At 62.9% G+C, this 18,718-nt stretch carries 16 protein-coding genes and 1 CRISPR repeat array; of the genes, 7 read left to right on the forward strand and 9 right to left on the reverse strand.

Annotated elements, in window-relative coordinates:
- Positions 1-15 precede the first annotated feature (15 nt).
- The gene (locus F8S13_01630; protein ID KAB8145807.1) at positions 16-1,245 is read left to right on the forward strand and encodes a DUF4419 domain-containing protein; all 1,230 of its coding nucleotides are present in this window, start codon (positions 16-18) and stop codon (positions 1,243-1,245) included.
- A 456-nt stretch (positions 1,246-1,701) separates the two neighbouring features.
- Positions 1,702-2,289: a hypothetical protein gene (locus F8S13_01635; protein KAB8146080.1), complete on the forward strand. Its 588-nt coding sequence runs from the start codon at positions 1,702-1,704 to the stop codon at positions 2,287-2,289.
- On the opposite strand, the gene F8S13_01640 is transcribed toward F8S13_01635, so the two are convergent.
- Both F8S13_01640 and F8S13_01645 read right to left on the reverse strand, forming a co-directional pair.
- Entirely contained in the window at positions 2,177-3,343 is a 1,167-nt protein-coding gene (locus F8S13_01640) for a DUF58 domain-containing protein (GenBank protein KAB8145808.1), read from the reverse strand. The two genes, F8S13_01635 and F8S13_01640, sit on opposite strands and share 113 nt — an antisense overlap.
- A gap of 6 nt (positions 3,344-3,349) precedes the next feature.
- Complete coding sequence (locus F8S13_01645) at positions 3,350-4,348, reverse strand: AAA domain-containing protein (protein KAB8146081.1); 999 nt, start codon at positions 4,346-4,348, stop codon at positions 3,350-3,352.
- Positions 4,349-4,616: 268 nt separating this feature from the next.
- On the opposite strand from F8S13_01645, the gene F8S13_01650 reads away from it, so the two are divergent.
- Complete coding sequence (locus F8S13_01650; GenBank protein KAB8145809.1) at positions 4,617-6,518, forward strand: AIPR family protein; 1,902 nt, start codon at positions 4,617-4,619, stop codon at positions 6,516-6,518.
- Between the two features lie 52 nt (positions 6,519-6,570).
- Here F8S13_01650 and F8S13_01655 read toward each other — a convergent pair whose 3' ends face one another.
- Genes F8S13_01655 through F8S13_01670 form a run of 4 tightly spaced genes read right to left on the reverse strand, consistent with a single transcriptional unit; the run spans position 6,571 to position 9,345 of the window.
- A complete protein-coding gene (locus tag F8S13_01655) occupies positions 6,571-7,323 on the reverse strand; it encodes a hypothetical protein (protein KAB8145810.1) in 753 nt (250 codons plus the stop codon).
- Positions 7,313-8,254 (reverse strand): FAD:protein FMN transferase, encoded by a 942-nt coding sequence (locus F8S13_01660; protein ID KAB8145811.1) that lies wholly within the window; start codon positions 8,252-8,254, stop codon positions 7,313-7,315. The genes F8S13_01655 and F8S13_01660 overlap by 11 nt, the downstream gene beginning before the upstream one ends.
- A 13-nt stretch (positions 8,255-8,267) precedes the next feature.
- Positions 8,268-8,600: a hypothetical protein gene (locus F8S13_01665; GenBank protein KAB8145812.1), complete on the reverse strand. Its 333-nt coding sequence runs from the start codon at positions 8,598-8,600 to the stop codon at positions 8,268-8,270.
- A gap of 40 nt (positions 8,601-8,640) precedes the next feature.
- On the reverse strand, positions 8,641-9,345 hold the full coding sequence (locus F8S13_01670) for a PepSY domain-containing protein (GenBank protein KAB8145813.1): 705 nt from the start codon (positions 9,343-9,345) through the stop codon (positions 8,641-8,643).
- Between the two features lie 142 nt (positions 9,346-9,487).
- On the opposite strand from F8S13_01670, the gene F8S13_01675 reads away from it, so the two are divergent.
- The 3 genes from F8S13_01675 (at position 9,488) to F8S13_01685 (ending at position 12,695) form a co-directional block, all read left to right on the forward strand.
- A complete protein-coding gene (locus tag F8S13_01675) occupies positions 9,488-10,171 on the forward strand; it encodes a response regulator transcription factor (GenBank protein ID KAB8145814.1) in 684 nt (227 codons plus the stop codon).
- Positions 10,164-11,654, forward strand: a complete 1,491-nt coding sequence (locus F8S13_01680; GenBank protein KAB8145815.1) for a HAMP domain-containing histidine kinase — start codon at positions 10,164-10,166, stop codon at positions 11,652-11,654. Before F8S13_01675 ends, F8S13_01680 begins: the two co-directional genes overlap by 8 nt.
- A gap of 321 nt (positions 11,655-11,975) precedes the next feature.
- Positions 11,976-12,695, forward strand: a complete 720-nt coding sequence (locus F8S13_01685) for a ferritin-like domain-containing protein (GenBank protein KAB8145816.1) — start codon at positions 11,976-11,978, stop codon at positions 12,693-12,695.
- Between the two features lie 59 nt (positions 12,696-12,754).
- Here F8S13_01685 and F8S13_01690 read toward each other — a convergent pair whose 3' ends face one another.
- Entirely contained in the window at positions 12,755-13,402 is a 648-nt protein-coding gene (locus F8S13_01690) for a deoxynucleoside kinase (GenBank protein KAB8146082.1), read from the reverse strand.
- 112 nt (positions 13,403-13,514) lie between these two features.
- Here F8S13_01690 and F8S13_01695 point away from each other — a divergent pair, with 112 nt between their 5' ends.
- Entirely contained in the window at positions 13,515-14,582 is a 1,068-nt protein-coding gene (locus F8S13_01695; GenBank protein ID KAB8145817.1) for a zinc ribbon domain-containing protein, read from the forward strand.
- A gap of 56 nt (positions 14,583-14,638) precedes the next feature.
- On the opposite strand, the gene F8S13_01700 is transcribed toward F8S13_01695, so the two are convergent.
- Together F8S13_01700 and F8S13_01705 are read right to left on the reverse strand one after the other, a co-directional pair.
- On the reverse strand, positions 14,639-15,244 hold the full coding sequence (locus F8S13_01700; GenBank protein ID KAB8145818.1) for a nitroreductase family protein: 606 nt from the start codon (positions 15,242-15,244) through the stop codon (positions 14,639-14,641).
- 1,364 nt (positions 15,245-16,608) lie between these two features.
- Positions 16,609-17,824: direct repeats of the CRISPR family, unit length 36 nt; unit sequence CTCGGAATCACCTAATCCTCGTGAGGGGATTGAAAC.
- Positions 17,825-18,134: 310 nt separating this feature from the next.
- On the reverse strand, positions 18,135-18,710 hold the full coding sequence (locus tag F8S13_01705; GenBank protein ID KAB8145819.1) for a hypothetical protein: 576 nt from the start codon (positions 18,708-18,710) through the stop codon (positions 18,135-18,137).
- Between the last annotated feature and the right edge of the window lie 8 nt (positions 18,711-18,718).

The following is an 18,718-nucleotide window of genomic DNA, read 5'->3' on the forward strand; positions in this document are numbered from 1 at the left end:
CAAGGAGCCACCGCCATGATCGCATTCGCCGTCTCCGACGTGGCACTCGCGCCCAAGCCGCTGCCCACGCTGCCCCACCCCGAAACGATACGCGCCACGCTCGCCGTCAAAGTCGAGCAGATCGGCCCGCTGCCGTCGCTGGTCATCTGCGACGACCGCCACGCGCTGGTGTCCGCTGCCCGCTGCGCCTTCTACGACCACCGCCCGCTGGTGCTCTCGCCCGACATCATCTGGTTCTGCATCGCGCAGGGCTTCGCCAACCACATGGCCATCCACGCCGAGGAGCTGCGCGAGCGCTTTGTCGACTTCAGCGAAAAGAAGACGCTGGTCGTCGAGCGCAGCGACTTCCGGCTGGGCCAGGAGAACCCGTGGGAGGAGGTGTTCAGCGCGTTCTCGCAGCAGATCGCGGCCAGCATCGGCGAGGGGATGCGCCGCCTGCTAGTGGCGGACTTCTCCACCACGGGCGCGGTCGAGCGCGCCGCCACCGAGGTGCTGATGATGGATGCGTTCCAGGCATACTTCGAGTACGAGATGCGCGTCGGCTGCGGCATCCCCTCGATCACGCTGCTGGGCACGCCCGCCGACTGGCAGTCGGTGCGGCAGCGCGCCCTGGCGCTAGGCGAGTACGGCCTGGAGTGGTGGGTCGACGAACTGCGGCCCATCCTCGACGAGCTGGTGGCCAGCGCCGAGGGAAAAGTGGACCGCGCGTTCTGGCAGTCGTTCTTCCACTACCGCAGCGGGTCGCTTGTCCAAGAGATGACGGGATGGATACAGGTGCTGTTCCCCTACATGACCACATCGCAGAGGCCGACCGAGGAGAAGGCGCAGCAGTTCCTCAAGGATATCGCCGTGCTTGAGGCCGAGGAGGAGAAGGCGATGGAGGCCGCCGAGGATGAGATAGCGCGGCAAGCGCTTCGAAAACGCTACCGCAGGAAACACATGCTTCTCAGCCAGCGCGTCATGCGGGCATCGACGCTGGTGCCAAACACCTTTATGACGGGCTGGAGCCAGCGGCTGCGCGCATCGCAGGCGGATGAGGATACCAGAAATGGCCCGGGGATGGGCCAACTCCCGTCGGCGATCTCCAGCGCGCCCGTGCGCTGCGAGGATGTGCGAACGGGAGAGCCAGCCAACCTGCGGTTCGTGGCGGGGCTATTCGGCGTCGCGCAGGATGCGGTGAGCGGCGCGCTCACGCCCGCGTTTGGGTGGGCGGTGGTGTATGACGAGGGCGGGGCGGGGGCGTAGCCCTCACATGGTGTCACTTTTGGTGATGTTTCCGCATCGTTTTGGGGTCGGGACGATCGTAGGCAATGCTTGCCGCGTTGCCCGGTGGGGCCGACCTACTGCGGCCTCAATAATGACGGTTCCGCGTGCTGGTGGATGGATGCCCTGCGCGGGCAGCGCCTAGGGGCCAGCCCCTAGGAACCCCGCGAGGGGGCGATGCCGCCTTCGAAACCCCCAATTTACAGCATTCCTATGCCGAATGATGGCGGCTAGTGTTCGTGCATATGGCCATCAAAACATGTGCGGCACCTTCGCCGCATGGGAAAGGTGGGCTGGTGGGCCACGATCATAGATTGGCTCAGTGTATACGATATGCGTGGCTCGGCACCCATGATTGCGCGTTTTACTGCTTCCAAAAGCCTCGCCTACAAAAGTGACACCATGTGAGTCGTTGTCCCCTTTTGTTGTTGGACAGAAATCCCAACGCATCTCCCTGACCATAATGCGCTCCCAGAGCACTTGATAGCCCTCACTGAAGCGGTTCTCGATCAAACAGCCGACGTATCCGCTGTTTGGCAGGAAATCGGCGATCTCTGGTATGTTGTCGGCAATATTGAGGAGGAATTCACAGCTCAACGTGATGATGTATCGCTCGCGGTCTACTATGCATGTGATACGGCGCTCAAAGCGTGCTATGAAGCACTCAACGCCGAATTTCTCGGAGATATACGGCACTGGGAGCAGTACACCAATGAAGATGTACCGGACTTCGCGCGAGACACCGCATCATCGGCAATGGTAGCGAATGCAGGGGGCGGCGACGTTCAGCCAGAGGACGAGGAAAGACGGCTGGCGTTTTGGAGGTGGTGGTTAGGGGGGGCTATTCCCACGGCATGGGAGCAAGCAGCACAATACCGGGAGCACACCGCCCATCTCGGCGCGATGAAGCCGCCTACCCGCGCTCGGGCCTGCCATCCTTCCAGAGCGCGAAGGGGACGATGCCGTGGGCGCGGGGCAGGGCCAGATCCTCGGGGGCAGGCTCGGCGAGCACCAGGGCCACGCTGAGGCCGCGCCGCCGCATGGGCAGCAGCGCCGCGAGCAGGTCGCGGTCGCAGCGGCCCGTGATCACCACCAGGGTGCCGCCCCAGCCCAGGCCGGATGCGGCCTGAGAGAGCAGCGCGGGCAGCGCCGCGCCCTGGGCTGGCTCCAGCCGCCCCAGCGCGCCCAGCAGCGCGATCAGGTGGGCGCGGCCAGCGCCGCTGGGGATGGCGGCCAGCGGCGCTCCGGTGGCGGCGTCGGTGCCGGTGGCGCAGAGGCCGACCGCCTGCGAGCGCTCGCCCAGGAACACCGCGATGGATGCGGCGGCGGACGCGGCGCGCTCCATCAGGTCGTAGGCGAAGCGGCGGGGGTAGTCGTCGGGGGAGAAGGCCAGCGCCACCATGGTCTCCAGCGCGATGGCGGGCTGGTGGCGGCGCACCATGGGCACGCCCACCCGCGCGGTGCTCTTCCAGTCGATCTGGCGCACGCCGTCGGTGGGCTGGTAGGGGCGCAGGCCGGCAGGCCGCACCGGGTCGGTGAAGAGGCGCCGCTGGGCGGCCATGGTGCCGTAGGGCAGCGCGGCGGGCAGGCCAAGCTCGTGCAGGGGCAGCACGCGGGGGTAGATCGTGATCGGCGTGGTGGAATCACCCTGCACCGACTGCTCGCCGAAACCCAGCACGTCGCCCAGCTCCACGCGCATGGGGCCGAGGCGGTAGTAGCCGCGCTGCTGGCCCGCCAGCGTGTAGCGCAGCGTGCGGCGCTCGCCGGGGGCCAGCGAGAGCACCTCGCGGATGGCCGGGGGCGTGCGCAGCGCGGGCGGGATGCTCTCGTGGATGGCCAGCCAGGGCAGGGGCAGCAGGCTGGCGTTCGCGATCTCCAGCTCGACCTCCAGCGGCTCCTCGGGGAAGGCGGCGGGCGGGGCGGTGCGCCGCCACGAGACGCGGCGCGCGCCGCGCCAGACCCACAGCCTCGCCGCGATCTGCAGGCCCGCCACCAGATAGAGCAGGTAGAAGAACAGCTCGCTGCGCAGCGCGGCGGCCAGCACGAACAGCGCCACGGTGAGCCAGAAGAGATCGTCCATGGCGCGCTACCGCCCCGCCGCGCCCAGGTCGCCCAGGTCCAGCGGCGTCTCGGCCACCACCGCGTCGAGCACCGCCGCCGCCGTGCGCCCACGCAGGGCGCTCTCGGGGCGCAGCAGCAGGCGGTGGCGCAGCACCGGCCCGGCAAGGCGCTTCACGTCGTCGGGCAGGGCGTAGTCGCGGCCAGCCAGCGCAGCCAGGGCCTGGGCGGCGCGGAACAGCGCGTGAGTGGCGCGCGGGCTTGCGCCCAGGGCCAGGTCGGGGTGGGCACGGGTGGCCCCCACCAGCCGCACGATGTACTCGCGCAGCGACGGCTCGACGTGCACGCCCCACACCGCCTGCTGCAGCGCGGGCAGCAGCGCGCCATCCGCCGCCGGGCCAAGCACGGCGATGGGGTGCGCGCCGCGCAGCACATCCAGCATGCGCAGCTCGTCGGCGGGGGAGGGGTAGCCCATAGCCACCTCGATCAGGAAGCGGTCGAGCTGGGCCTCGGGTAGGGGGAAGGTGCCCTCGTACTCAACTGGGTTCTGGGTGGCCAGCACGAAGAAGGGCGCGCGCAGCGGGCGCGTGGTGCCATCCACCGTCACCTGGCCCTCACCCATGGCCTCCAGCAGGGCGCTCTGGGTGCGCGGGGTGGCGCGGTTGATCTCGTCGGCCAGCAGGATGTGGGTAAAGACCGGCCCCGGCTGGAACGCGAACGCGCCGGTGTCCTGGCGGAAGATCGAGACGCCCAGCACATCGTTGGGCAGCAGATCGGGGGTGCACTGGAGCCGCCGGAACTCCAGGCCGAGCGAGATCGCAATGGCGCGGGCCAGCATGGTCTTGCCCACGCCGGGCACGTCCTCCAGCAGGGCGTGGCCGCCGCACAGCAGCGCGACCAGCAGCAGGTCGAGCGACTCGGCCTTGCCGACGATGACGCGCTCGACGTTGGCGCGCAGGGCAGCTGCGAACGGCGCAATATCAGAAAGCGTTGCCACGAGATATATCCTCTGTTCCAAGGCCACCATGGGCATTATAGAGCGCGGCACGGCGGTTGACAAGGTAGGCCTTTTTAGCACCGGTTTTTTTCACCACGAAGACGCGAAAGCGCGAGGGAGTGGGAGGCATTTACCACCAAGACTCTAAGACTCCAAGGAGGGAGAGTGGGCGAATATGGCGAAGAAGTAAAGAAGGACAATCCTAGCCTAACATCAATTCTCACTATTTACATGTAGCGGTATTCAATGGTAATATTCTCTCATTTCGTTGTAGTCGTTAAGATAAGAGGAGCAGGCTATGATAACTCAACCATCATTTGAAGAATATCGTCAGGAATGGCTCCAAGATATCCTTGAAGGAAGCCCTTCCACTTCTGAGCTAGGAAACAGATTCTCAAGAAAATTAATCACTCAATGGCTTGATATTAATGACTCTGATGACGATATTATTTATTGTGATGGTAAAGGTGATGGTGGTATTGACATCGCTTACTTGAGAAGATCAGAACCAGAAGAAATAGAAAATGACAAAATTTCAAACTATGGCGATACCTGGTATCTAATACAAAGTAAATACGGTAGTGCCTTCCGTGGAACAAAAACGATACTAGACGAAAGCATAAAAGTTATAGATACTCTCAAAGGAGACAGATCAGATTTATCTTCTATAGCAGATAGTCTTTTAAAAATGCTTCAAAACTTTCTTTTGAACAGAAGTCCATCAGATAGATTAATTCTAGTATTTGCAACCGAAGAAGCTCTAAACTCGTCTCAGAAGAAATACCTCACCAAGGTTCAAGAAATCGGAAGGATGCACCTCGGCAACATATTTGATGTTGAAACGGTTTCTATTGATACAATCTATAAAAGAATACTAGAAGAGCCTATATCAGGCGAATCAAAAGTTAGAATAACCATAAATGCTGATTTAGCATTCTCTGGAAAAGATCTTCTAGTTGGTGCCATCCCATTGCGTAACCTTTATGGATTTTTGAAATCATATCGAAAAATAACAGGAGATCTCGACCGATTATATGAGAGAAATGTCCGTAAGTTCCTTGGAGCAAAAGGAAAAGTAAATAGGTCTATGTATGAAACGCTACAGAAAACCCCTGAACAATTTGGCCTTTATAACAATGGCATAACCATCGTAGTTGAAAACTTCTCAGGCAGCAATGGAAATTTTAGCCTTATAGAGCCATATATTGTAAATGGCTGCCAAACTAGCCGAACCATATGGGATGTCTTTCATCAAAAATTTAATTCTGGTGGTACAGGAAAGAATGCAGAGTTACTTTCTTGGAAAGCTCAAGCAGAGCAAGGGATTGTCATTGCAAAAATAGTAAGGGTTGGGAACTCTGGAGATGAGCTTCTTGAAAAAATTACTAGATATACAAACAATCAGAATGCAGTTCGAGAAAAAGACTTTCTAGCACTTACATCAGACTTCCGAAAGCTCTCACAGATGATGGGAGATCTATACAATATCTATTTGGAAACGCAACGTGGAGGTTGGGAATCTCAAAGGGCATATCAGAAACAGCATCCCAATCAAAAACAATACCATGAACACACTAACGTTTTTGACTTAATCAAAGTATATGGTTCCGGGTGGCTTGGTGAAGCAGGTGTAGCTATGAGTAGAAATTCTGCCTTTCTACCAAATGGAACCATATTCCGTAGAATCTTCAACCCTCAAGATTCAGATGATCTACTTACAGTAGAAGATTTTTATGCAGCCTACCTCATTCAAAAATGTGCAGATCTATATAAGTTCGGGCGCACTGCTGAAATATCTTCGAGAAGACAGACGCGATTCTTATTCTACATGGTTGTATTAGAAATAATAAGGGGTATACTAAAATTAAATGGCTCTAATATACACCCTAAAAACATGACTCAAGCAGTCATTAATATATTTAATCCAAAAAATGAAATCGCATCTAATGAACTCCTTCAAGTTTGCGGCGATATCATTGGTGAATATATGCAATCTTCTAACGATGATTCTATCTTCAAAGAACCTGCTTATCAACAAAACTTCAACAATAATTTAGTAAGTTATCTCTCTTGGGAACAACTAGGAAAAAGTAAAGATACTTCACCAAATTTACACAGGCTAATTGCTCTTTATATACGCACTATGAGTAGAGGAAACCCATCACCAAAAGATATTATATTGAAAGCCATTAACGAGTAGAATACACTTCTTCTTAGTTTATAAGAAGTGTATTCTACTCCATATTTGAAAGTCAACCCAACGCCCGCCCGCCCTCGCCCGCCCGCGCGAGCGTCAGCATCAGCACGCGGTAGCAGGTGAGGAACAGCACGCTGGCCCCGCTCCCCCAGTACATCGCCTGGATGAACGGCTGGGTGGTGTCGCTTCCGCTCATCAGGCCGTGCGCGAGGGCGAGCGCGAACACGCCGTAGCTGATGGCGTGGATGGCCCGCCACGCGCGCCGCCCGAGCTGCTGCCGCGCGTAGAAGCTGGCGCAGGTGATCACCATGCCGTAGATGCTGATCTGGCCAAGGCCCACCCAGAGCTGCGCCTCCTGGGGGTAGGCGAAGGGCGTAAGGATCTGGCCGAGGCTGGCCTGGATGTAGCGGTCGCCCAGCAGCACCAGCGCGTGGAACAGGCCGAAGGCCAGGCCCAGCAGGCTGGACTGCTGGTGCAGGTCGAAGGCGGCGGGGCCGCCCGGCCAGAGCTTGGCGAAGCGGTCGGAGATCAGCAGGCCCGAGGCCATGGAGAGCCACAGCAGGGCGTAGGCCACCACCGCGCTGCTGCGCGAGAGGTACCAGAACGCCTTCGGCTCGGCCCCCAGCAGCGAGCCGCGCAGCCCCGGCAGCACCTGGGGCAGCAGCGCCAGCGCTGCTGCCACGCCAAGTGCCGTGCCGAGCGCTACCAAGGCAGCTTGGCTAGCGTGGTTCGGCGGCTGAACCTTGGTCATCTGGTCGGGCGCGCGCGGCGGGGTGGCCGTGGGGCGCTGGACTGGGTTAGCGGACATAGCTCGGCTCCTCTCGGTCGGCCCAGCGGTACAGCGACATCCGCTGGCTTGTGCGCACAGTCCCATCCTCCAGCACCAGCAGCCCAGCGAGGCCAGGGCGCGACTCCAGCCAGGCCAGCCCGGCCTCGCTGCCGCGCAGTAGGGCCAGCTTGGCAGCGGCCTCGGCCATGGTCAGGTCGGGGGCGACCACGGTGGCGCTCAGCACATCGGTGACGGCGGGTCGGGCGGTGGCCGGGTCGATCAGGTGGTGCTGAGGCAGGCCGCCGCGCAGCCAGCGCCGCAGGTCGCGCCCGGATGTGGCCACGCCTACGTGGGCCAGCATCAGCATGTCCAGGTCTTCGCTCGGAGCGAGGGGGCTGGCCACCGCCACCGGCCACAGGCCCTCCGGCGCAGGCGGCGCACCCACGGCGATATCGCCGCCCGCATCCACCAGGGCCGGGCCGTAGGGCGCGAGCCGCGCCAGCGCGGCCTTGGCCGCCCAGCCCTTGGCCACGCCGCCCAGGTCGAGCCGCACGCCCTCGGGCAGCAGCACCGTGCGGCGGCAGCGGTCAAGCTTCACGGTGCGCCAGTCGGGCACAGCGGCGGGCGCGTGCGGCGGCTGAACAAGTACATCTCGCACCTGCGCAAAGTCGCGGTCGTAGCCCGCACCCTCAAGCGCGCCCAGCACGGTGGGCGTCACTAGGCCGCCCGTGGCCTGGGCCACATCCAGCGCCAGCGCCAGCACCTCGGCCAGCACCGGGCTGACCACGGTGGCGCGACCAGCGCGGCGGTTCACCCAGCTCAGCTCGCTCTCGGGCAGGAAGCGGCTCAGCACCAGCTCCCAGCCCTGGAACCACGCGGGCACCTGCCGGAGCAGCGGCGCGTCATCCGGCAGGCGCTCCACGATCGCCAACATATGCGACCCCATCGCGCGAAACGCTATCTCGCCCATGGCTGGCTCCTCTCTAGCGCGATGAGCGCGTGCGCGCCCTGGGGGCGGGCATCGTCGACTGCGCGCTCGCCACAGCGGTGGGCAGTGTCACCTCGGGCACATCGGCCTGGGCGGTGGGCTGGGCTGCAGCGGCGGGCTGGCTGACCACCGGCACCAGCGTGGCCACTGGTGCTGTGGTCGGCAGCAGCGCCACGCTCGGGTCAACGCTGGGATTGGCCGCCACCTGCGTGGCCTCGGCTGGGTTGGAAAGCGCGGCCCAGCAGCCCACGGTGGCCGCGACCGCCGCCGAGGCCAGCAGCATGCCGATACCCGACGACTTCGCACGTGATGTCTGTTGTTTTTTCATGATGCTATCTCTCATGCTATGTCAAGCTGGAAACCCAGTGCTAGTCGTCCTGATGCTCTCGCTCGCCCGCGCCCCGGCGTCCCTCGTGCTCGCCGCCTATGCCCAGCACCTGGCCGCTGGCCGCATCCACATACACCGCCACGCCATCGGCGAAGCGCACCTCGTAGAGCTGCTGGCCGTCCTCCTCCTCCAGCTCGGTGCGCCAAACCTGGCCGCTGTAGGTCGCCAGCGCGATCTGCTCGGCCTGATCCTGCGTGATGTCTGACGGCTGCGCGCCCTGGCCGCCCGCAGCGCTGGCCATGGTGCTGGCCAGCACCTGGCCGCTCCGCGCGTCGACGTACACCTTGCCTTGGTCAAACGGCACCTCATAGGCCAGCTGGCCCTGAAGCCGCACTAGCTGCGCGGCTCCGCTGGGCTGCGCGCCGCCCGCCGCCTGGCTGGCGATGCCCGCCGCCTGCTCGGCGCTGAGCGCCACGCCGCTAGTCGCGGGCGCGCTGGCGGCGGGCGGCTGGGCCAGCCGCGTGTTGGCCGCCTCGATCTGGCGGTTGGCCTGCTCTAGCTTGGCGTTGGCCTCGGCCAAGGCCTGCTGGTAGGCCAGCGTGCTATCGGTGGCCACTGGCAACGGCGTGGACTGCGCCGCGTCGGGCGCGCTGGCAAAGGTTGAAATAGCCACCAGCGCGCCTACAATAACCAGCACACATGCCGTGAATGCGGCGGAGAGGCCAAGCATCATACGATTCGTCATATCGCCCTCGTCGTTCAGCCCGCTTCTGCTGCCCCCTCGGGCGCATTGGACACAGGATAGCGGCGCGAGCTTAAAATTTCTTTGGAAACATCGCGGGGTTTTCCAATCTTTTTCCAATCTTTGAAATCTATACTGAGGCGCAATGAGACTACTACTGATAGAAGATGACACCCGGCTGGCGCGGCTGATGGCCCGCGTGCTGCGCGAGGAGCATCACACGCTAGACACCGCCGCCGACGGCGAGGAAGGGCTGGATCTGGCACTCCAGGGCATCTACGAGGTGCTGGTGGTCGACTGGATGCTGCCCAGCCGCGACGGCCCCGCGATCTGCCGCGCGCTGCGGGCCGCCCGCACGCCCACCGCCATCCTCATGCTCACGGCTCGCGGCCAGCTGGAGGACCGCGTGCTGGGGCTGGACAGCGGCGCGGATGACTACCTGGTCAAGCCCTTCGCCTTCGAGGAGCTGCTGGCCAGGGTGCGCGCCCTGGGCCGCCGCTTTGCGCAGGGGCCGATCGGCGGCGAGGAGCTGCGCGCCGCCGACCTGGTGCTCGACCTACGCACCCACACGGCCCGCCGGGGCATGCGCGCCCTTGACCTGACCCCCACCGAGTGGAGCATGCTCGAATTCCTGCTGCGCCACCCTGGCCAGTCGCTCAGCCGCCAGCAGATCCTCGATTATGTCTGGTCATACGACCGCGACGTGCAGATCTCCATGGTCGATGTCTACATCTCCTACCTGCGGCGCAAGCTCAACGCCCCCGGCGAGCGAGACCTGATCGCCACCGTGCGTGGCATCGGCTACCGGCTGGAGGAAAACCATGCTTAACGGGCTTCGCTGGCGGCTCACCGCGCTGTACGCCTGCGCCGCGCTGGCGCTGCTGCTGCTGCTGGGCGGCGGCGCGTACAGCATGCTGGCTAGCTACTTCCAGCGCATGACCGACACCGCGCTGCAGATCAAGCTCGTTCAGCAGCTCCAGGTGATCAACCAGATCCACGGCGGCGCGGCGGGGGAAGAGCACGGGGAAGGCGCGGTGATCAGCGCCGCTAGCGCCATGCAGATCGCCACGGCGGCAGCTGGGCGCGAGGCCCGCGAGGCCAAACTGATCCGCATCCACGGCGCAGCGGTGTACGAGGTCGCTTTTGAGAAAGGCGGCAGCCTGCTGGTAGATGCCACCAGCGGTGAGCTGCGCGGCGGGCGCGGGAAAGAGAGCGAGCGACACGAGGAGGACGATGACGGCAGCTACGAGACTGAGCTAGCCGCCATCGGTGTGATCCTGCTCGACGCGCAGGGCCACGTGCTGGACGACCAGGGCAGGCCCACCAGCACGATCAGCCCCAACAGCGCGGCGCTGGCCCAGGCCCTGGCCAGCGGCAGCGACCTGCGCACCGGCAGCGCCGATGGCACGCCCACGCGGCTGCTGACCCACCGCGTGGGCCTAGGCGATGTCGCCGCCATCCAACTGGCCCGCCCGCTCGGCGACCAGCAGCGCACCCTCGGACAGCTCATGCTCACGCTGGTGGGGCTGGGCGGCATCAGCGTGGTGCTCGTGGCCTTCAGCAGCTGGTGGCTGGCGGGCAGCGCCATCCGGCCCGCCCAGATCGCCTGGGATCGCCAGCAGCACTTCATCGCCAGCGCCAGCCACGAGCTGCGCACGCCGCTCACGCTCATCCGCGCCAGCGCCGAGGTGGCCCAGCGCGCAAGCGCCAGCAACGACCAGCGCGAGATCCTGGGCGACCTGCTGGCCGAGTGCGACCATATGGGCGGGCTGGTGGATGATCTGCTCACGCTCTCGCGGCTGGACAGCGGCAACATGCGGATGCAGCCAGAGCTGGTGGCGCTTGGGCCGCTGATCGAGGATGTGGCGCGCCAGATGGGGCGGCTGGCCGAGGAGCGCGGGGTGCGGCTGCTGGCCGAGCCGAGCGCGGCGCAGGCCTGGGCCGACCCCACACGACTGCGCCAGGTGCTGCTCATCCTGCTCGACAACGCGCTGCGCTACACCCCGCAGGGCGGCAGCATCGCCATCGGCGCCACCGAACAGGGCAGGCGCACGCTGATCCAGGTGCGCGACACCGGCGCAGGCATCGCCCCCGAGCACCTGCCGCGCGTGTTCGAGCGCTTCTACCGCGCCGACAGCGCGCGCGGCGCGGGCAGCGGCAACGTGGGGCTGGGCCTCTCGATCGCGCAGGGGCTGGCCAGGGCGCACGGCGGCGAGCTGATGATCGAGAGCGAGCTGGGGGTGGGCACGCAGGTCACACTCGTGTTAAAAAAAGACATTTCTGCAAACAAGATCGCAGTTTCGCATCGATAACCTGTCATTTTAAGAACATTTTGTCGCTATTTTGAATTACATTTTCTAGCTTTATTTCCGTATTAAAACTACATTTTAATAAAATTAGCAACACAAATAATATTTACTACAGAATCTCATCATAGTCTCATTTTCCTGAAAACGATTACATCGCGTGATATTTCCATCACAATCGATATAAAGCCCATTCCAGACACATAACAGGGCTATAACAGCATTTTTAAAGAAGAAAGAATCAACGCTAGTTTTTACGCAAGAATCTCGGTAAAATGCTAACGTCTGATTGCATTCGATACGCGCTGATGCGAGAAGGAGCACTCGATGTCGTCCACCAACCTCACGGGAAGGCGCAAGTTCCTCACCAGCACCGCTGGGATCGGCGGTGGCCTCACCATCGCCAGCTTCGCCACCGCCTTTGGTATGACCCCAGCCCAGGCAGCCGCAGCAAACGACGATCCGCAGACGATCGCCAACCTGGCCGCCACCGCCGAGACCCTTGCAATCACCTTCTACTACAGCGTGATCACCAGCGCCACCTTCGACATTGATGACGAGGCGCTCGACTACTTCCGGCTCGCGCTCGACGCCGAGCACTACCACCTGGCCGTGCTGGGCACACTGGGCGGCAAGTCGCTGACCCAGCAGTTCTATGTTCCCGCCACGGTGCTGAGCGACGCCGATGTGTTTGTGAAAACCGGGCTGGCCGCCGAGACCGCCTTTGTGGGCGCGTACCTGGCCGCCACCCGCGTGTTCGGCGAGGCCGGCCTGGGCAAACTGGCCGCCACCACCGCCCAGCACGCCGCCAGCGAGGCTGTCCACCTGTCGCTCATCCGCGATGTGGCGGGCCTCGCGCCCAACGATCTGGCGCTCAACGCCGCGATCTACTACAACGTCTCCGATGCGCTACCCACGCTCGCGCCCTTCCTGAAGGGCGGCTCGGGCTTCATCGGGCCGGTGATGGCCCCCAGCCAGGCCCAGTTCGAGACGGCCCTGGCGGGTGTGCGCGCCACACGGCCGCCGCCCTACGCCAAGCTGTACTAGGCTCTATCGCCTCCATCCTAACGCGACAGCCCTCCCCGGCTGTCGCGTTGGCGTGCCACCTAGGGCATCAGCCGCTCCTGCACCACGCCGCGCATCCCCAACGTCTGCGCGATCAGATCCAGCACATCGCGGCGATCCTCGACATTGTGGGCAAAATCGCGCCCATCGGTCTCGATCGTGAGCACCGGGCAGACCTCAAACTTGCGGATCCACTCATCGTAGCGGTGATTCAGCTGCTCAAGGTAGTCGGCGGGGATGGTGCGCTCGTAGGAGCGGTCGCGCCCGCTGATGCGGGCCTGCAGCGTTGGGACGCTGGCGTGCAGGTAGATCATCAGGCTAGGCGGGGTGATGCTGCGGATCAGCGCGTTGAACAGCTGGCGGTAGGTGCGGAAGTCGCGATGCGTGAGGATGCCCTGCTCCAGCAGGCTCTTCACAAACACCTCGTAGTCTTCGTAGATGCTGCGGTCCTGAAGCACCGAGATCGGCGTGTCTGCGATCTCCTGGTGCTGCTCGTAGCGCTGGGTCAAAAACCAGAGCTGCGAGTGAAAGCCCCAGCGCTCGCGGTCGCGGTAGTAGTCATCGATATAGGGGTGATCGGCCACCAGCTCGTAGTAGGGCTGCCAGCCAAACGCCTCGGCGATGATACCCACAAGCGTGCTCTTGCCCACGCCAATGTTGCCCGCCACAGTGACATGATGTCGGCGGATCGGTCGAATGTGCTCCAAGGTACAACCTCGATTCGTCAGATGAAAACATGAACGGGGGGATGATAGCACATCCGCCGTGCGGGGATGCGACCACCTGTGTCATAATAGGGGTATGACGAACGCACCAAAATTTTGTGGCCAGTGTGGCGCAGCGCTGCCGCCTGGCGACCCACGATTCTGCGTGGAGTGCGGCAACCCGCTGCGGTTAGGCGGCACCCCGCCCGAGGAGAGCAGCATCCCAGCCGCCACCGGCGCAACGGTGCGGCTGGCCAACGCCCGCGTCGAGCAGGCCGTGATCGGCGGCACCATCCGGCTGGCCACCAGCCACGCCGTGCCGCCCGGCCTGTGGCGGCGCGAGGCCCCGCCCGACGAGAGCCAGGTGGTGGCGCTCTACGCCCCGCTGCGCGCGGTGGTGGGCGGCTGGAGCGCCACCACCAGCGACGGGTGGGAGAAGATCGCCGACGGGTGGGCCGGATCTGGATCGGGCATATGCGTGCGCTTCCGGATCGTGCGCGAGTGGTTCGCCGCGCCCGGCTTCGGCCAGGGGCTGCGGCTGCAGGTGCAGATCGGGGCCGAGTCATACGCCGAGGAGGGGCGCACGCGTCGCGGCTTCACCTACCGCGTTGCCAGCGACCCGCCCATGCAGGTGCTGGGGGCGCGCTGGGTGGATGGGCGCGGCGCCGAGCAGCAGCTGCCCATACCCCAGATCCAGCTGATGGCCCCGCCGCGCGTCCGTCGCGTGTCGGACCTCAACGAGCAGGTGCGGCAGCTGAACGCGCGCGAGGCAGAAACATGGGCCCGCCAGGGTGTGGTGCACAGCGTCTTTCGGCTTGAGAACGCCACCCAGCAGCGCACGCCGGTGGGCCGCGGGCTGGTGCTGGCCGAGGCCTTCGGCGGCACCATGCTGGCGGGCGTCACCGGCAAGCTCTTCACCACCTACCGCATCCAGATGCGCAACCCGCTGGAGATCCGCGCGGGCGAGTGGCGCGCGCTCAGCCAGCGCATGCAGGCCGACGCCGCCAAGCTCGGGCTTGACCTAGGCACCGACGCCGCCACCGAGTGGTGGATCGACCAGCACGGCTACGACGGCGCGGTCTTCGATCGTGGGGCCTACCCGCTGCAGCGAGGCCGCGTGGCGGTGGCCTTCCGGCGCAGCCAGGTGGCCGAGGTGCGCGCATAAAAAAGCGCGCCGCATGGGCTTCCCCATGCGGTGCGCCTGCAGCCATGCCACAGCGGCTAGCCGATGATCTTGGCCGGCTCGCCCCACTTGCCCTCGTACACAAAGGCCGAGATCGGCTTGCGCACGCGCGGGCCCAGCTCGCGCTCGCGCAGCACATCCACCAGCGTGTCGGCGTCGCCCATCGAGCCGACGGCGATCACCACCATGGGCTTGTAGCCCTCGGGGATGCCGAACACCTCGCGGGCCTTGTCGGCGCTGAAGCCGCCCATCTGGTGCGTCCACAGGCCCAGCGCGCTGGCCTGCACGCTCAGGTGGGCCACAGCCTGGCCCAGATCATAGATCGCCGCGCCGTTCTCGGCACCGTTGTAGCTGCTGGTCAGGCGGGCCACCGCGAAGATCAGCAGCGGCGCGTTCTTGGCCCAGCTCACGTTGCCCTCGGCCAGGGTGCTGACCGCGCCCGCGAAGGCCTCGGCATCCTCGCGCGGCACCACGATGAACTCCCAGGGCTGCTCGTTCATGGCCGAGGGCGCCCAGCGCGCCGCCTCAAGCAGGCTTTTTACCATCTCGGCGGGGATCGGCTCGGGCGAGAAGGCGCGGGGGCTCCAGCGCGAGCGCAGCAGCGGGTGGATCTCGTGATCGGTGGTGGCAGACTTATCGAGCATGATCGTCCTCTATCTTCCTGGCTTGGTTCAAGGCGCATCCACAAGGCACACAAAAGCCTGCGGCATCAGCTGCGGCAGGCCATTCTGCACCCGGCACGCGATTCGGAATCGCGTGAGGCCTATAATAGCACAAGTAAGTAACTTACGCAAGTATAGCACATCAGTTTCAGCACTGGGGCAGACATCCGCTTCGGCCCCACCCTAACCGCTAATTTCTACGCACGCGCCACCCATGCGGATCTGGCCCGGGCCCCTGTGGGCGTAGCAGCACCAGGCGTTCTACCTAGTGCGCTCAACGGCAGGGCCTATGTGTTCTCGGCAGGCTGAGGATTCTTCCCCACAAAGACGCGAAGGCTCGAAGGTTGCTCTTCCTTTTTCGTTCGAGTCTCCGTGCGTTCATGCCTCTTGTTCGCTTTATTCCTTGGGGTCTTAGAGTCTTGGTGGTGAAAGAAGCGGTGTGCTGTCGAGCAGGCATAGACCCTACCCCAGCAGATGCCTGCATAGGCGGCGTCGTGGAGACTAGCCCTCACATGATGTCAGATTCTTGAGCATGTCTGCGTCGGGCCAACCGTCGGCAATGCTTGGAGCGCTGCTCGGCCAGACCAACCCGTTGTGGCCTCTCAATCTCACATGCCGTGCATGGCTTGGCATGCCGGATAATGCGCTTTGCCGCTTCCCATTGACCTACCCAAAAAGATGACACCTGCTGAGGGCGATGACCTCACATGGTGTCACTTTTTCGAGGTGTTTCCCATCAGCGATGGCGGTGGTGGTTGTGGTGTGGGTGGATGCCCTGCGCGGGCGGCGCCGAGGGGCTCGCCCCTCGGAACCCCACCAGGGGGCGCCGCCCCCTTCGAACCCCCAATTTGAAGCATTCCCATGCCGAATGCTGGCGGCCGGTGTTCGTGCATATGGCCAGTTCGTACGAGTACCACCTTCGCCGCATGGGTAAGGATTGGCTCAGCCCCTAGTTGCATGGCTTCTGTCCCCTCGGTGTCTGGGTGGTAGATTCGCTCCCTTAGGGTCTTGGGGGTAGATTGGTGCCCTTCTGGGCGAAGACAGCCACTTTACAGCGCCGCCGCAATCTGCTATAACAGCCCTACATCCCAGCTCCATCGGCGCACCTTAATAGCTGCATACCGATTATTTTCGCACACAGGCCACATGTCCCATTGTGATGCGGCAAACTGTACGTTCCGCGCGCCCATAGAGCGCGTGGCTCACCCCAAATATGCCGCGCTTGGCTCTGTGACGCCGGATAACACTGTTTTCAATGACTGACGTTAGGAAAAATCGGCCAATTTTGGCCATGCCGCGCAAACTGTCTTGCCAAGGGCGTCCCAATGCGCTAAAATAGGGGCGCCCTCGGAATCACCTAATCCTCGTGAGGGGATTGAAACAAATCAGTGCCCTTCCTGATCCACTTCTGGGTGAGCTCGGAATCACCTAATCCTCGTGAGGGGATTGAAACCAATGTTCTCACTTGAGATGAGCAAAGAAGACCCTCGGAATCACCTAATCCTCGTGAGGGGATTGAAACGAATAGCTGTGCCGACGCTTCGGTCAAGGTTTTCACTCGGAATCACCTAATCCTCGTGAGGGGATTGAAACCGGCAGCGACGAAAGGATAGTAAACATAACAGTTCTCCTGCCTCGGAATCACCTAATCCTCGTGAGGGGATTGAAACTTCGTAGTCGTCCCTTCCCCCGCCGTAGTAGCGGCGCTCGGAATCACCTAATCCTCGTGAGGGGATTGAAACGGCCCCCGCTGCATAGCCGTTGCCGATCTCCGTTATGGCGACCTCGGAATCACCTAATCCTCGTGAGGGGATTGAAACGGACGAGGTTGCGCGCCTACTTGGGAAACTTTAGGAGGCTCGGAATCACCTAATCCTCGTGAGGGGATTGAAACAACAATCTAAATCACTGCTTCTAGATCAAGCTGGTGCTCTCGGAATCACCTAATCCTCGTGAGGGGATTGAAACGGTCGAGAAGCGCTCCGACCACCGCCCCAACCTGTCCTCGGAATCACCTAATCCTCGTGAGGGGATTGAAACTTCGTAGATAATCTAGTAGATGGTATAATCGCCATTGCCTCGGAATCATCTAATCCTCGTGAGGGGATTGAAACAACCAACAGATCCACGGGTATGGGCAAATAAGGCCGCGCACTCGGAATCACCTAATCCTCGTGAGGGGATTGAAACTTGCTGAACTCCTTGCAGACCGGACTGGCGTGCAGGCTCGGAATCACCTAATCCTCGTGAGGGGATTGAAACGGCCATGCGGTGCCAGCCGCGTGACCCGGCGAAGGCCATGCCTCGGAATCACCTAATCCTCGTGAGGGGATTGAAACAGACAGTCAAGGCGGTGCTGGTTCTCACGAATCTAGCTCGGAATCACCTAATCCTCGTGAGGAGATTGAAACAGCTCGGCCTGGTTGACCATCGGCAACGCGATCTTAACGCTCGGAATCACCTAATCCTCGTGAGGGGATTGAAACTAAGGCATACTACAGTGAGTCACGCGGATGGCTACGCGACCTCGGAATCACCTAATCCTCGTGAGGGGATTGAAACACCGAGTTCGGCGCATCGCATCGTCATCATCGGTGTGGGTACGCGATGGCCGCGATGCGGGCGGACACCAGACCCGCCCCTACGGCGTGGCGGCGCATTGCCCACATCGTCATCATCGGTGTGGGTACGCGATGGCCGCGATGCGGGCGGACACAAGACCCGCCCCTGCGGCGCATCACGCACATCGGCGCGAGATGGGGACGATGCGCGCTTAAAGCCGCACCTGCTGCGCCGGGGCGAACGCGGGGCGCAAAAAGGGGGGGCGGGGAAACCCCCCGCCCCGCCAGGGCAGCAGGCCACAGCTCGACGGCTAGCGCGAGCGCGTGGGTAGGTAGGCGCTGGATGACGGGGCCTCGCTCGGCGCAGGGGTGCTCGCCGTGACCGTGACGGTGGAGGAAGTGGCCCCGCCACCGGCCCAGTTGCAGAAGTAGCCCTGCCCAGGCCGGTACGCGCAGATCTCGCCCGTGGCCGAGACGGTGAACTTCACCTGCCCGGCCCGCACCGCCGTCAGCGTCCACGAGACCGCGCCGAAGTTGACCGAGATCGGGCCAGGCTGCGCCGGGGTCAGCAGCGGGTCGGACTGCGACTGCACCGTCCCGGTGTCGACATCGATCACATACAGCTGGTATTTTGGCAGGCCCAGGTTCGTGGTGGCGGTGACGATCAGCGTGCTGCCCACCGCCACCGTCGGGGCCGAGGATACGACCGAGACGCTCACCAGCGGCGGCGATACGGTGGGTGTGGGCGTGGTGGTGGGCGTGGGCGTGGCGGTCAGCAGCAGGCCCTGGCGCGAGGCAGCGCCAGGGTCAGCCGCCTGGGCGTAGGACGTGGAGAGCGCGAGCAGCAGCACCGCAAGCGCAGAGATACCGATCCGATGCAGTCTCATCCTATCCT

It is taken from the genome of Chloroflexia bacterium SDU3-3, from assembly GCA_009268125.1.
GTDB lineage: Bacteria > Chloroflexota > Chloroflexia > Chloroflexales > Roseiflexaceae > SDU3-3.

Excerpts from the sequence above, each read along its gene's own strand:
- F8S13_01630 (KAB8145807.1), top strand. The coding sequence starts at position 16 with ATGATCGCATTCGCCGTCTCCGACGTGGCACTCGCGCCCAAGCCGCTG.
- F8S13_01640 (KAB8145808.1), bottom strand. The coding sequence starts at position 3,343 with ATGGACGATCTCTTCTGGCTCACCGTGGCGCTGTTCGTGCTGGCCGCC.
- F8S13_01645 (KAB8146081.1), bottom strand. The coding sequence starts at position 4,348 with ATGGTGGCCTTGGAACAGAGGATATATCTCGTGGCAACGCTTTCTGAT.
- F8S13_01650 (KAB8145809.1), top strand. The coding sequence starts at position 4,617 with ATGATAACTCAACCATCATTTGAAGAATATCGTCAGGAATGGCTCCAA.
- F8S13_01655 (KAB8145810.1), bottom strand. The coding sequence starts at position 7,323 with ATGTCCGCTAACCCAGTCCAGCGCCCCACGGCCACCCCGCCGCGCGCG.
- F8S13_01660 (KAB8145811.1), bottom strand. The coding sequence starts at position 8,254 with ATGGGCGAGATAGCGTTTCGCGCGATGGGGTCGCATATGTTGGCGATC.
- F8S13_01665 (KAB8145812.1), bottom strand. The coding sequence starts at position 8,600 with ATGAAAAAACAACAGACATCACGTGCGAAGTCGTCGGGTATCGGCATG.
- F8S13_01670 (KAB8145813.1), bottom strand. The coding sequence starts at position 9,345 with ATGACGAATCGTATGATGCTTGGCCTCTCCGCCGCATTCACGGCATGT.
- F8S13_01675 (KAB8145814.1), top strand. The coding sequence starts at position 9,488 with ATGAGACTACTACTGATAGAAGATGACACCCGGCTGGCGCGGCTGATG.
- F8S13_01680 (KAB8145815.1), top strand. The coding sequence starts at position 10,164 with ATGCTTAACGGGCTTCGCTGGCGGCTCACCGCGCTGTACGCCTGCGCC.
- F8S13_01685 (KAB8145816.1), top strand. The coding sequence starts at position 11,976 with ATGTCGTCCACCAACCTCACGGGAAGGCGCAAGTTCCTCACCAGCACC.
- F8S13_01695 (KAB8145817.1), top strand. The coding sequence starts at position 13,515 with ATGACGAACGCACCAAAATTTTGTGGCCAGTGTGGCGCAGCGCTGCCG.
- F8S13_01700 (KAB8145818.1), bottom strand. The coding sequence starts at position 15,244 with ATGCTCGATAAGTCTGCCACCACCGATCACGAGATCCACCCGCTGCTG.
- F8S13_01705 (KAB8145819.1), bottom strand. The coding sequence starts at position 18,710 with ATGAGACTGCATCGGATCGGTATCTCTGCGCTTGCGGTGCTGCTGCTC.